This is a genomic window from Altererythrobacter sp. Z27, assembly GCF_052683155.1.
Genome location: NZ_JBQYMC010000001.1, coordinates 1,453,449 through 1,466,496, shown reverse-complemented (window position 1 = coordinate 1,466,496; position 13,048 = coordinate 1,453,449). Strand labels below are relative to the sequence as shown.

The 13,048-nt window shown below is 64.4% G+C and carries 13 protein-coding genes and 1 tRNA gene; 5 read left to right on the top strand and 9 right to left on the bottom strand.

Annotated elements, in window-relative coordinates:
- Positions 1-27 precede the first annotated feature (27 nt).
- Positions 28-1,173: a flavodoxin-dependent (E)-4-hydroxy-3-methylbut-2-enyl-diphosphate synthase gene (gene ispG, locus ACUJ47_RS07160; protein WP_445537719.1), complete on the bottom strand. Its 1,146-nt coding sequence runs from the start codon at positions 1,171-1,173 to the stop codon at positions 28-30.
- Between the two features lie 147 nt (positions 1,174-1,320).
- On the opposite strand from ispG, the gene ACUJ47_RS07155 reads away from it, so the two are divergent.
- Positions 1,321-2,259: an alpha/beta hydrolase fold domain-containing protein gene (locus ACUJ47_RS07155; RefSeq protein WP_445537718.1), complete on the top strand. Its 939-nt coding sequence runs from the start codon at positions 1,321-1,323 to the stop codon at positions 2,257-2,259.
- A 4-nt stretch (positions 2,260-2,263) separates the two neighbouring features.
- Here ACUJ47_RS07155 and ACUJ47_RS07150 read toward each other — a convergent pair whose 3' ends face one another.
- Entirely contained in the window at positions 2,264-3,214 is a 951-nt protein-coding gene (locus ACUJ47_RS07150; protein WP_445537717.1) for an SDR family NAD(P)-dependent oxidoreductase, read from the bottom strand.
- Positions 3,211-3,741, bottom strand: coding sequence for a GNAT family N-acetyltransferase (locus tag ACUJ47_RS07145; RefSeq protein ID WP_445537716.1), 531 nt, complete (start codon positions 3,739-3,741; stop codon positions 3,211-3,213). The genes ACUJ47_RS07150 and ACUJ47_RS07145 overlap by 4 nt, the downstream gene beginning before the upstream one ends.
- 111 nt (positions 3,742-3,852) lie before the next feature.
- Here ACUJ47_RS07145 and ACUJ47_RS07140 point away from each other — a divergent pair, with 111 nt between their 5' ends.
- A complete protein-coding gene (locus tag ACUJ47_RS07140; RefSeq protein ID WP_445537715.1) occupies positions 3,853-4,947 on the top strand; it encodes an isoaspartyl peptidase/L-asparaginase family protein in 1,095 nt (364 codons plus the stop codon).
- 3 nt (positions 4,948-4,950) lie between these two features.
- Here ACUJ47_RS07140 and bla read toward each other — a convergent pair whose 3' ends face one another.
- On the bottom strand, positions 4,951-5,847 hold the full coding sequence (gene bla, locus ACUJ47_RS07135) for a class A beta-lactamase (RefSeq protein ID WP_445537714.1): 897 nt from the start codon (positions 5,845-5,847) through the stop codon (positions 4,951-4,953).
- A gap of 36 nt (positions 5,848-5,883) precedes the next feature.
- Positions 5,884-6,777 carry a prephenate dehydratase gene (locus tag ACUJ47_RS07130; protein ID WP_445538876.1) on the bottom strand — a complete coding sequence of 298 codons (894 nt, stop codon included), beginning with the start codon at positions 6,775-6,777 and terminating at the stop codon, positions 5,884-5,886.
- 151 nt (positions 6,778-6,928) lie between these two features.
- On the opposite strand from ACUJ47_RS07130, the gene ACUJ47_RS07125 reads away from it, so the two are divergent.
- The gene (locus tag ACUJ47_RS07125; RefSeq protein WP_445537713.1) at positions 6,929-7,564 is read left to right on the top strand and encodes a c-type cytochrome; all 636 of its coding nucleotides are present in this window, start codon (positions 6,929-6,931) and stop codon (positions 7,562-7,564) included.
- Between the two features lie 90 nt (positions 7,565-7,654).
- Here ACUJ47_RS07125 and ACUJ47_RS07120 read toward each other — a convergent pair whose 3' ends face one another.
- Positions 7,655-8,323, bottom strand: coding sequence for an RlmE family RNA methyltransferase (locus ACUJ47_RS07120; protein WP_445537712.1), 669 nt, complete (start codon positions 8,321-8,323; stop codon positions 7,655-7,657).
- Positions 8,320-9,600 carry a Ppx/GppA phosphatase family protein gene (locus ACUJ47_RS07115; RefSeq protein WP_445537711.1) on the bottom strand — a complete coding sequence of 427 codons (1,281 nt, stop codon included), beginning with the start codon at positions 9,598-9,600 and terminating at the stop codon, positions 8,320-8,322. Before ACUJ47_RS07115 ends, ACUJ47_RS07120 begins: the two co-directional genes overlap by 4 nt.
- A 172-nt stretch (positions 9,601-9,772) precedes the next feature.
- Between ACUJ47_RS07115 and ACUJ47_RS07110 the strand changes: the two genes are divergently transcribed.
- Positions 9,773-9,846: transfer RNA gene (locus ACUJ47_RS07110), tRNA-Gln, on the top strand.
- A gap of 40 nt (positions 9,847-9,886) precedes the next feature.
- On the opposite strand, the gene ACUJ47_RS07105 is transcribed toward ACUJ47_RS07110, so the two are convergent.
- Positions 9,887-10,978, bottom strand: a complete 1,092-nt coding sequence (locus ACUJ47_RS07105) for a hypothetical protein (protein WP_445537710.1) — start codon at positions 10,976-10,978, stop codon at positions 9,887-9,889.
- A 4-nt stretch (positions 10,979-10,982) separates the two neighbouring features.
- Complete coding sequence (locus ACUJ47_RS07100; RefSeq protein ID WP_445537709.1) at positions 10,983-12,056, bottom strand: phosphotransferase family protein; 1,074 nt, start codon at positions 12,054-12,056, stop codon at positions 10,983-10,985.
- A gap of 116 nt (positions 12,057-12,172) precedes the next feature.
- Here ACUJ47_RS07100 and ACUJ47_RS07095 point away from each other — a divergent pair, with 116 nt between their 5' ends.
- Complete coding sequence (locus ACUJ47_RS07095; RefSeq protein WP_445537708.1) at positions 12,173-13,048, top strand: LOG family protein; 876 nt, start codon at positions 12,173-12,175, stop codon at positions 13,046-13,048.

Below are 13,048 nucleotides of genomic sequence, written 5' to 3'. Positions count from 1 at the left end.
GCTCCTTCATTGGCGGCTGCAGGTGATTTACTCCGCAGCCTCTTTCGCCGCATGCGGATCGAAGGCCACGGCTTCGCCTGCCTCGATCGCTGCGGCTTTCTCTTCGATCAGCCGCACGATGTGGTCGAGCATGTCCTCGCTTTGCACATGGTGATCGGTCACGCCCGAGAGATAGACCATGTGCTTGCCCGCGCCGCCGCCGGTCAGCCCGATGTCGGTTTCGCGCGCTTCGCCCGGTCCGTTGACGACGCAGCCGAGCACTGAAAGGCTCATCGGCGTCTTGATGTGTTCGAGCCGCTTTTCGAGTGCCTCGACCGTTCGGATCACGTCGAAGCCCTGCCGCGAACAGCTGGGGCAGGAGACGATTCGCACGCCGCGGGTGCGCAGGCCTAGCGCCTTGAGGATTTCGAAGCCGACCTTCACTTCCTGCTCTGGCTCGGCCGAAAGCGAGACGCGGATCGTGTCGCCGATCCCCGCCCACAGCAGGCTACCGATGCCGATCGAGCTCTTGACCGTGCCGCCGATCAGCCCGCCCGCCTCGGTAATGCCCAAGTGCAGCGGGCAATCGACCGCGTCGGCGAGGCCATGATAGGCGGCGACTGCCAGGAACACGTCACTGGCCTTCACCGCCACCTTGTATTCATGGAAATCATGATCCTGCAGCAGCTTGATATGGTCGAGCGCGCTTTCGATCAATGCGTCGGGGCAGGGCTCGCCATACTTCTCAAGCAGGTCCTTTTCGAGGCTGCCGGCGTTGACTCCGATACGGATCGCGCAGCCATTGGCCTTGGCCGCGCGCACCACTTCGGCGACGCGCTGCGACGAGCCGATATTGCCGGGGTTGATGCGCAGGCAGGCTGCGCCCGCGTCTGCGGCTTCGAGCGCGCGCTTGTAGTGAAAATGGATGTCCGCCACGATCGGTACGCGCGCCGCCTTGGTGATCTTGCCGAATGCTGCGGTCGATTCCTCGGTGGGGCAGGACACGCGGATAATGTCTGCACCGGCTTCCTCGCAGCGACGGATCTGGTCGATCGTCGCAACTGCATCCTCGGTGGGCGTATTGGTCATGGTCTGCACGGTGATCGGGGCATCGCCGCCCACGGGCACATTGCCGACCATGATCTGACGGCTCTTGCGACGCATGATGTCGCGCCAGGGTCTGACTGAAGACATGGCGCGCATATAGTCGCCGCGATCCGGCGGGGCAATGACGCGCTGCGGCAAGAGGGGCGGGCCTCAAACGCGCTCCTAGTACAAGTGGCAAGCTTGACTTTGCCCCGGCCTCCCGCAGACGTTGATCCCTGAAAACAGGGAAGAGATATGTCCGGAGAAGATGTGTTCGAATTGCGCAGTGCAAAGCCAAGCTGGCTGATCCGGTTGGGATCGTGGGTGGTGTCGAAGCGGCCCAGCGTGTTCCCGCAGACTGCCGGAGCGGTGCGAGGATTCCTCGAGGGGCGCAAGCTGCCGCAGGATGCGCCGATGCCCGCAGGTTTCGAGCGCCGCTTCACGGTCGAGCGCTGGCAGGCGGTCGGGCTTGAGTGCATCACGCTGCATCCCAAGGCGGGGAAGGGCGCGAAGCACATAATCTATTTCCATGGCGGCGGCTTCGTGCTGCCGATGTTCAAGGAGCATTGGCCGCTAGTGGCTGCGCTGGTCGACTTTACCGGCGCCAGCGTCACCGTGCCGCTCTATCCGGTCGCTCCCGAAGCGACCCAGCAGGCGCAGGATGCCGTTGCTGACGCTGCTTACGCGCGCGTCGCGGGCGAATGGGCGCCCGGCGACATCGTGCTTTCGGGCGACAGCGCTGGCGGGCACATGGCGCTGGCGCTGGCGCTGCGGCTGGTGCGCGCGGGCAGCCCGCTTCCGGGCAAGCTGGTGCTGTTTTCGCCCTGGCTCGACGTTACCATGGCAGACGATGCGATGCGCGAAGTCGAACCGCATGACATCATGCTCAAGGTCGATGCGCTGCGCGAATTGGGCAAGGCATGGGCAAGCGATACGGACCCGGCCAGCCCCGAATGCAGCCCGCTTTTCACGCCCGACAGCGAGTTGGCGCAGCTTCCACCGATGCAAATCTTCGTCGGGCGGCACGACATCTTCGTGATCGACAGTCGCAGCTTTACCCGGCGGCTATGCGCCGCGGGCGGCGAAGTGAAGCTCTATGAATATGCCGGCGCGCCGCACGTATTCATGGCGCTCACGCCGACGCGCGAAGCGAAGGATTGCCTTGGTCTGGTGCGCGATTTCCTGAAGGAATAACGGCTCAGGCCGCGAAACTCTCGCCCACCAGTTCCTCGCTCAGCGTCCACAGCTGCTCGGCCTTGTCCGGGTCGACCGCATAGGAGCGGACGCCGCCCGTAGGAGACGCGTCGTCGACTACGGCGACGTGGCAATCCTCGCAATAGACCCCGCCATGGCCGGCCAACTCGGGCGCGGTTGCCGCCCAGCAGCTGGTTGCCGCGCCTTGCTCGACCGTTTTCCATGAAAAGCTTTGGTCCGCTTGCGTCACGCGCGCCTGCAGCGCCGCGCGATCCTCTTCGGTCAGGTGGCGGCCCAGATTGGTCATGATTCCGCCAGGATGGACCGCGAACACATCGATACCCTTCCCGTTCAGGCGCTTGTCGAGTGCCACGGTGAACAGCACATTCGCGGTCTTCGACTGGCCATAGCTCTGCCACTTCTCGTAATCGCGGCTGGCGTAGTTCGGATCGTCGAAATGCACCTGGTCCATATGGTGCGCGCGGCTGGACAGATTGACGATCCGCTTGCCGCTGCCATTCTCAACCAGCGGCAGCAGGTACTTGGTCAGCACGAAATGCCCGAGGTGATTGGTGCCGAATTGCAGCTCGAAACCCTCAGCGGTCCGGCCCAGCGGGCACGCCATCACTCCGGCATTATTGATCAGAAGGTCGATCTTGTCGAAGCGCTCGTTTGCTTCCTTGCCGCAGGCGCGCACGCTGGCGAGCGAAGCGAGATCGCATTGGATTGTGTCGACCTTGTCGCTGCCGGTCTGCTTGCGGATTTCCGCCGCCGCCGCATCGAGCTTGGACTGGTCGCGCGCGGCGAGGACCACATGCGCGCCCTTGGCGGCCATCGCCCGCGCTGTTTCCTGGCCAAGGCCGGATGCTCCACCGGTGATGAACACCGTCATGCCGGTAAGGTCGTGGCCCGCCAGTACTTCGTCGGTGGTCGATTTCGCTCCAAAGCCGCTCATGCTTTCTTCTCCTCTTCCAAACGCATCTCATACAGGAATTCAGGGTCGATATGGTCGCCCACCTTGAAGGTGATGTCAGCGATCTTGCCGAAGCCGTATCGCTGGTAAAACCGCTGCGCGCCGAAGTTCTCGGCATAGACCGAGAGCTGGATTGCGTCGCAACCCTTCGCACGGGCGTGGCCGATCGCCCAATCCATCAGCGCCGCGCCAATACCTCCACCAGTGCGCCCGGGCGCGGTGTAGAGCTGGCTGAGAGTGATCGGGTTGCGCGCATCCGAATATTCCCCGAACGAGCTGGGGTATCGCATCTTGCAATAGCCAACCAGTTCGCCTTCCACTTCGGCCAGGCAGTGGCGGCATTCCTCGCCGGTCACTTCCTCCAGTACAGCGCCATCCGCATGAACTTCGTCGAGGAATTCGGCGAGGTCTTCGGGGCGATAGAGATGCGCGAAGGCGTGGTTGAAGCTGTCGCGGCCCAGCCGGACAAGGTTTGGAACGTCATCTGGGGTTGCCGGGCGCAGGATCATGTTGCGGGTCTACTCTTGCCGGTGGTCCTTGTTAAGCGCGACGGTGGCGCGAAATCGATAGGCTGCGCAAAAAGCCCTCCCGCTCGCTGCGCGCTGTGTTATGCCGCGCCCATGAAGAAACTCGCAGCATTGCTATCCGCACTCGCCATGTTCACCGCAGATCCATCGCAGGCACAGGATTGGTCGATCGCCATTCACGGCGGGGCGGGGACACTCCAGCGCGACAAGATGACGCCTGAAATGGAAGCTGAATACGAGGCAGCTTTGCTGCGCGCGCTCGACGCCGGGGCCGATGTCCTCAAGCAGGGCGGCAGCGCGATGGACGCGATCCAGGCCTCTATCGTGCTGCTCGAGAACGATCCACATTTCAACGCCGGGCGAGGCGCCGTGTTTACCTGGGAAGGCGAGAACGAACTCGACGCGGCGATCATGGACGGGCGCGATCGCAGCGCGGGTGCGGTAACCGGGGTCAAGACGATCAAGAACCCGATCCTGCTGGCCGAGACCGTGCGGCAGGATGGCCGCCATGTTTTCCTGAGCGGGGCAGGTGCGGAAGAGTTCGCCAAGGAGCGCGGGCTTGAGACGGCACCGCCCGAATGGTTCGCTACCGAACCGCGGCGCAAGGCGCTCGAACGGATGAAGGCCGATCCCAAGATTTCGGCGCTTGAGGTCGATCTCAAATTCGGCACCGTCGGCGCGGTGGCGCTCGACCAGCATGGCAATGTTGCGGCAGGCACTTCGACCGGCGGTATGACAGGCAAGCGCTGGGGCCGGATCGGCGATGCGCCGGTGATCGGCGCGGGCACCTATGCCGACAACCGCAGCTGCGCGGTTTCGGCCACCGGCTGGGGCGAATTCTTCATCCGCGTGGGCGTGGCGCATGAAATCTGCACTCAGCTGCGCATGGCCAAGGAAGCCGAAAGCACCAGTATCCGCGGAATGCTGCGCTCGCTGACGAAGAACAAGGATGTGGCCGCTCGGCGCGCCGAGGCGACCCGGCGGGCGCAGTCGATCGCGGATGCGGTGATGGCCGATGTGGCTGGGCTGGGTGGAGACGGCGGGGTGATCCTCGTCACGCCCGAAGGCGATGCGCTGTTCAGCTTCAACACCTCGGGCATGTATCGCGGCCGCGCGACCAGTAGCGGCGTCAACGAAGTGGCGATTTTCGGCGGCGAAGCTGCGCCTTCGTCAGCGCCTGAGCATTAGAGGCTAGCCAGCGGCGAAATCCACCAGCACCCGTCCGACTTCGGCCAGTACCCGTTCGGATGCCGGGTCCATTCCTTCGTGCACGTCTCGCGCGCGGTAATAGGTGGCGAAGGTGAGCGGCGCCCGGCCGGGAGGCTGCGCAAAGCCGACGTCGACATAAAGGCTGCCCATGCCGGGCCAGATCGACGTGCCGGTCTTGTCACCGGCCAGCCAGCCTTGGGGAAGTCCGGACCGCACGCGCCGCGCGCCGGTGCCGGTTTCGACCATCCATTGTCGCAGCAGCGCGCGGGGCTCGTCGTGCAGCGTGCTTCCGAAGCACAGCGCCTGCACCGTCCGCGCCATCGCTTCGGGCGTGGTGGTGTCGCGCAACTCGCCCGGCGGAACCTGGTTGAGCTCGGGCTCGGTGCGGTCGAGCCGGCTGACATTGTCGCCTAGCATGCGCCAGAATTCGGTCAGTGCGGCTGGCCCGCCGGTTTCGCGCAGCAGCACATTGGCAGCGGTATTGTCGCTTTCGGTCTGGGTTGCCTTCGCCAGTTCGCGCAAGCTTGCGCCCTGTTCGAGGCGTCGTGTGGTGAAGGGGGAAACCGACATCAAATCGCTTTCGTTCCAGCGTACCAGCCGGTCGGCATCGTCGATCCCCTGCTGGTCGCGCCACAGGATCATGGCTGCGAGCGTCAGCTTGAAGGAAGAGCAATGGCCGAAGCGTTCGGCCCGGTTGTGGCCGACCATTTCGCCACTGGATGTATCGAGCAGCGCGACGCCCAGCGTACCGCCCGCTGCCGCTTCGATGATGCGCAGCCGCGCCGCCAGCCTTCCGCGCGGCGAGGTGTCGACCGGCACACAGGCGGCTGACGCAAACGCAAGCGAGCCGGCGATGGCGGCCCGGCGGGTAATCCTCATCGGCGCTTCTCCATTTGCCGCCCGAAAGGGCAGGGTTCAGCCGCGCGGGCGTGCCTGGCGATAGGTGCCCAGAATGGTCAGTTCCTTGCTGTGGAAGGCAAGTTCTTCCAGCGCGCGGTCGATCGCAGGATCGCCGGGTGCGCCGATAATGTCGGCATAGAACATCGTCGCCGCGAAGCTCGTGCCCTTCTGGTAGCTTTCGAGCTTGGTCATGTTGACGCCATTGGTCGCGAAGCCACCCATCGCCTTGTAAAGCGCGGCGGGGATGTTCTTCACTTCGAACACAAAGGTGGTGATCGCATCCTCGCCCTCGAGCGTGGCCGGATCAACCGCTTCGCGCGCACAGATCACGAAACGCGTCATGTTGTCGGGCGAATCCTGCACATGCTCTTCGGCGATTTCGAGCCCGTAGAGTTCGGCCGCGATCGGTGGAGAGATTGCCGCCAGCGTCGGATCGCCCTTTTCCGCGATGAAGGCGGCGGCGCCCGCCGTATCGGCATAGCTCATCGGCACGATCCTGCGCCGGCGCAGGAAATGGCGCGACTGGCCGAGCGCCTGCGGGTGGCTGTAGGCGGCGGCGTAGGGGCCCTTGCCCACGCCCATCAGCGCATGGTCGATCGGCATGAAATATTCGCCCACGATTTTCAGCCCGCTTTCGGGCAGCAGGAAGTGGATGTCCGCCACCCGCCCGTGCTGCGAGTTCTCGATCGGGATGATTGCGCAAGAGGCCCGGCCCCCCTTCACCGCGTCGAGCGCGTCTTCGAAGCTGAAGCACGGCAGGGGCAGGCAATCGGGGCACGCCTCCATCGCCGCGCGGTGCGAGTTGGCGCCGGGCGAGCCCTGGAACGCGATCGCTCGCTCGGGTTCGGCCTGGGCCGATTCGCGCATGGTCTCGACCATCGCCATTGCGGGTGCGGGGAAACTGTGCATCGCCAGTGCTGCTATCCGCCACCGCCGCCCGCCGCAAGCCTGCTTCCGCAGCTTGCCGCAGATAGTGCCCTGATCGGTCTTGCTATGCCGCGCGGTGCCGACTAGAGCGGCCAACGAAAACTCAAGGTCATTTCGCGGATCACATCACACCATGGACGATCGTTTCAATACAACCGCCGGTTGGGTGCTCTTTTCCGGCATCGTTGCGCTGGGCCTCTCGGTGCTCAGCGGCAAGTATTTCCACGCTGACAAGGAAGACCGCCCGGAACAGCTCGGCTACGTCATCGAAGGCGTCGAAGCTGAAGGTGCAGGCGGCGGCGCTGCCGCTCCCGATCTCGGCACGCTTGTTGCTGCGGCCACGCCGGAAGCCGGTGAGAAAGTGTTCGCCAAGTGCGCGGCCTGCCACACCATCGCTCAGGGCGGCGCAAACGGCATCGGCCCGAATCTCTTTGCCGTGATGGGCACCAAGATTGGTGCGCATGCGGCAGGCTTTGCTTACAGCCCCGCGCTTTCAGGCCACGGCGGCCAGTGGGATTGGGAAAGCATGGACGCATGGCTCACGAACCCGCGCGCCTTTGCCGATGGTACGAAGATGAGCTTCGCGGGCCTCAACAAGCCTGAAGATCGCGCCGCGATCATGGTCTACATGGAAAGCATGGGCGGCGCTCCTGCGCGTCCGGTTCCGGTTGTGGCTGAAGCGGCTACGGCTGAAGAAGCCGCCGCTGTCGAAGGCGAAGCAGCTGCTGAAGGCGAGGAGGCCGCACCGGCCGCCGAAGCGGGCGCATAAGCTTCACTGAAAAGGTCCGGAAGGACAATTGAGGGCCGTGCGACCTGGTCGCGCGGCCCTTGGTGTATCGGCGTCGGATCTGCGATCAGGCTAGCTGTTCTGGCCCTTGAAGCCTTGCGCCACGACATACCATTCGGATGAGCCCTTGCGACTCGCGGGCGGCTTGGCGTGCTTGACCGTTTTGAAGTGTGATTTGAGTAGCGCCAGCAGGTCGCTGTCGGTGCCGCCGGCCAGCACTTTGGCTACGAAGGTGCCCCCTTCGGCCAGGTTCTCGATCGCAAACCACGCCGCCGCTTCGACCAACCCCATGGTGCGCAGATGGTCGGTCTGTTTGTGGCCCACGGTGTTCGCCGCCATGTCGGACAGCACGAGGTCAGCCTTGCAGCCCAGAGCTTCTTCGAGCGCCTTGGGTGCGGCATCGTCCATGAAGTCCATCTGGAAGATGGTGACGCCTTCGATCGGATCGGTTGGCAGAAGGTCGATCCCCACCACGGCGGCTTTGGGGGCGAGCTTGCGCACCACCTGGCTCCAGCCGCCCGGTGCGATGCCGAGATCGACCACGCGCTGCGCCCCGCGAATCAGCCCGAAGCGCTCGTCGAGTTCGATCAGCTTGTAGGCCGCACGGCTGCGATAGCCCTCGGCCTTGGCTTGCTTGACGTAGGGATCATTGAGCTGGCGCTCGAGCCAGCGGGTAGAGGACGCGGTGCGCCCGCGCGTGTTCTTGACCCGCTTGTCGGGATTGCGGCCTGCGCGGCTCATTTCGCTCGCTCCTGTTCGGGTTCGCGCGCCGGCCAAGCGGGGCGATTCTCGTGCAGCGGGTGCGGATGCGCGAGTTCATGCGCCATCAGGCTGCGCAGAATTCCTTCGCGAATGCCGCGGTCGGCCACCCCCAGCCGGGTTGCGGGCCAGATGTCGAGAATCGAATCGAGGATCGCGCAACCGGCCACCACCAGCTCGGCACGGTCGCGCCCGATGCAGGGCAGTTCGCTGCGTTCGTCGGGCGACATCCCGGCCAGCCGCGTCGTGATGCCGCGCATCGATTGAGCGGGCACGATCAGGCCGTCGACGGCGTTGCGGTCATATTGCGGAAGCTCAAGGTGGAGGCTGGCCAGCGTCGTCACGGTGCCGCTGGTGCCGAGCAGCCGCAGTTCACCCTGCTGCGCCGACGGAGCGACGCGCTTGGCGAAGGCGGAAAAGCTGTCGCTCACAACCCGGCGCATTTCGGCATAGCGGGCTTCGCGTTGTGCGGGTTCGCCTTCGACCCGGCCGACCGTATCGGTGAGCGACACCACGCCCCACGGCACGCTCAGCCAGTCGCGCATTTCGGGCACGCCGCCGCCCTGTTCGAGCAGCACAAGCTCTGTCGAGCCGCCGCCAATGTCGAAGATGATCGCGGGGCCAGTGCCGGGCTCGAGCAGGATTTGGCAACCGAGCACTGCCAGCCGCGCCTCTTCCTCTGCGCTGATGATATCGAGCGCGATCCCGGTTTCCCCGCGCACGCGGGCGATGAATTCCTCGCCATTTGTGGCGCGGCGGCAGGCCTCTGTCGCGACCGAGCGTGCGAGGTAGACGTTGCGGCGGCGCAGCTTTTCGGCGCAGATCGTCAGCGCCTGGAGCGTGCGATCCATCGCCGCGTCGCTCAGCTTTCCGCTCTTGGCGAGTCCTTCACCCAGCTTCACCACGCGGCTGAAGGCGTCGATCACGGTGAAGCTGTCGCCCGTGGGGCGGGCGATCAGCAGGCGGCAGTTGTTGGTGCCCAGGTCGATCGCAGCATAGGATTGGCCCGGGCGCGGACCCCAGCCCATGGCAGGTTTGCCGCCGCTTTGGCGTTCTGGCAGTCGATTCGTTTGTTTGGAAGCGCGTTCGCTCTTGGGCGGCTGCGACGAAGGCTTCCCGCGCGCATTCGGATGGCGCGAAGACCTGTTTTCCTTAGGCTTGGCGGGGCGCTTGTAGCGAAAATCGGCTACCTTGCCGGACTTGTCGCCCTTTCTGTTGCCAGCCCTCTTGTTACCGTCCGGCGGAGAAAATTCCGCCATATTCAATACTTTCTTTCCTCCCGCCGCTGCTCACGCACGGGGACCTGAGCACTGGTTAGCGCGTGGGAGGGCGCGGGGCAAGCCGCACGGGATGTTAGCCTTGACCTGAAGGCTGGCGGAAACTAGATGCACGCACCGCTTGAGCAGGGCCGCAACGGCTCCGCCCGGCAATTGCCCCGTCGTCTAATGGTAAGACTACGGACTCTGACTCCGTCAATTGAGGTTCGAATCCTCACGGGGCATCCAACCATCCAGAAGCTAGCCTTGAGGGCCGCCGCCGAACGGCCTAATCGCGTTGCGCGTCGTTAAAGCCTGACAGCCCCAGCGGGCTGAACGGCCCCATGATCAGCTGTTCGAACACGCCGATCCCCGTCTCTTCGGGAGCCAGCACTTGCGTGATCATCTGCACATGCAGGTTCTCAGGCGCGAGCGGATCGAGCGAAGCCAGCTCGAAATCCTCGCGCGCTACTCTCAGCGGCCCATGATGCAGCCCGTGGCCCCATTCGGGGTGAGTATAGCCAAGTCCCTTCATCTGGAAGCGGCCGAGCATTTCGAACGTCACCTGCTCGGGCGCGCCCATAAGCGCGAGCGACAGCGTGCCGCCGCTGGGCCAGCGTGTGCCTTGAGTCAGGCGGGTGCGCATCGATCCGTCGCCTTCGGCAATCCCCGCCGCACTCGCACCATCGGGCGCCCAGGCCGCGCGTGTGTTCCACGCATCGCCATGCACATCATTGTTGACGTGGAAGAACATGCTGCCCTGCTCGAAATTGACCGGGGTCCATTGCCAGAAGAAGCCGGGAAGCGGCGCGCCGGGCATCGGCTGCATGTCGCGCGTGCCAATCGGGCGAACACCCCAGCTGCGATCGCGCGTGCCCATCGTACCCGCCGCCATCTGGTGCCGCGCGCCGTCGAGCGCGATCCAGCCTTCGAAATGGCCGTTCTGGGTCATCCGCGTATAGTCCATGAAGGCGCGCGGCCCGATCCGGTGGATGAAGCGCGGTTCCTCGATCGGGAAGGCTCTGCCGGTGAAGGTGAATTCGCCGGCGATGCCATGGCTTTCCTCGATCGTGACCTTCAGCCGTTGCAGCGGCTCGACCACTTCGATCGAGATCGGCCCCACGCGCATCGACATCCGTTCCATACCCAGCTCGCAACTGGCATGCAGGCAATACTGGATCCCGTCGCGGATGAAGCTGAAATGCGCGTCCGCGACATCGAGATGCGGATAGACCCCGAAGGCGAGCGCGAAGAAGCCGCTGCCGTCGGGTGCGTAGCCGTTGAAGAAATAGCGGTCGTAGAAATTGCGATCGGTGCCCGAATAGGCGACCGGTTCGGCCGTCTGGTGCAGCGGAAAATCGTCACCCTTGCTCAGTGTCATGGTGTTATCCCTCCTCGAGCAATTGCAGGCTGCCGTGTTCAAGCGCGAGCGCGCAGGCGCCGCGCGCCATCGACAGGAAATTGGCGTCGCCGCGCGGGGTGCGCTCGACGAAAGCGGCGCTGAACACTGCGGTTGAGACGCCGTGAAGCGCGCCGAGCACATAATCGCGCCAGATTTCGCCCCGCGTCAACGGCACACCGCGCCGTGTCATCTCGTCGCAATAGAGGTCGAGCAGTTCGGTCTCGTGCTTGCGACGCAGGATGTCGCCGATCCCGCAGCCGAGGAAATAGCCGATATCGGTGAGCGGGTGGCCGACACCGAGCGTCTGCCAGTCGAGCACGGCGATCGGTTCGGCGCCATTGCCGATGCCGAACAGCATGTTGTCGAGCCGGAAATCGCCATGGACCAGCGAGACTTGCGGGTGCGAGCGGGCCATCCATGTGCCGTTCGCGGCCAGCCGCTCGCAGATATCCATGAATTCGGGCTCAAGCGTATCGGCATAGCGTTCGCGGAACAGCGCCTGTGCGCCCGGATAGAGCGTGCGGATCTGCGCCGTCGCGGCTGGATCGGGGCGCAGCCAGTCGAGTTCGAGGATGGCCGGATTGCGCCACGACGGGGCATGGATGCCTGCGGCCTGCGCGATGGCGTGGCGTGCATCTTCTATGCTGCACCCCTCAAGCTGGTTGCCGCCGCGCTGCGGAGCAAGGTCTTCGAACAGCAGGATGAAGCTGCCGCCATCCTCGCTCACTTCGGCGGCATAGGTGGCGGGCACGCGCACTTCGAGCTGCGGCGCAACGTCGCGGTAGAAGCGCACTTCCTTGGCATAGAGCCCCAGCATGGCGGCTGTTCCGCGGCTGGTGGGGTCGGCAGCGGGGAACTTGCCCGCCAGCGTTGCCGGGCCCGCATCCGGTGCGTCATACTCAAGGTGAAAACGCACGCTGTCGCCCACCTGGCCGGTGCCGATCGCTTCCCAGCGTACCGCCGTGATCCGGCCATTCCCCAGCAGCTTTGCTTCGCGCAGTCGCTCGGCGAGCCAGTCGCCGGTCACGTCATCCGGATGTGACGGGAATCCCGCCATAAGTTTCTCTCCTTGCGCGCAGCATATGGCGCGCCCGAAGCCCTCGCAATGGCGCTTTTGAGGAGGGATGCGAAGTTGGCTTGCCGGAACCTTCGCCCCCGCCTAATGCTGTGATTATGAACGAAGAAAGCACAGAACATGACCTGGTAGACCACAAGTTCTACCACGCCGGGCAGGAAGCTGCCTTCCTTGAAGGCAAGGATCCCGGCACCCCGCAAACACGGCATCCGGCATACCGCCTGGCCTATGCCGACACCGATTTCCTGCTGCGTGACGAGCTACGGCCGGTCCGCTTCCAGCTCGAGCTGCTCAAGCCCGAAATGCTGCTGGAAGAGGCGGGTATCGGCTCGACGCTGGTGATCTACGGCTCAGCCCGCATCCCTTCGCCCGAACAGGCCGAGAAGCTCGTGGCCGAGGCCGATGAAGAGCGTCGCCCGATTGCCGAGCGGCTGGCCGCCAATTCGAAATATTACACCGAATCCTACAACCTCGCCCGCCGCGTCAGCGAGTTGGCGATCGTCGAGGACGGCAAGCGACAATTCGTGATCTGCTCGGGCGGCGGGCCCTCGATCATGGAAGCCGCCAATCGCGGCGCCAGCGATGCCGGCGCTGAGTCGATCGGCCTCAACATCTCGCTCCCGCACGAACAATATCCCAATTCCTACGTCACACCCTATCTCAGCTTCCAGTTCCACTATTTCGCTCTGCGCAAGATGCATTTCCTCCTGCGCGCGCGTGCGGTGGCGGTGTTCCCCGGCGGCTTCGGCACGCTCGACGAATTCCTTGAGCTGCTCACGCTGATCCAGACCGGCAAGATGAAGCCGATACCTGTGCTGCTGTTCGGCAAGGAATTCTGGACCAGCGTCGTCAATTTCGAAGCGCTGGTCGAAGCGGGCACGATCAACCGCGCCGATCTCGACCTGTTTCACTGGTGCGAAACGGCGGAAGAGGCATGGTGCCACATCGCCGAATTCTACAACCTCAAGTGCTGA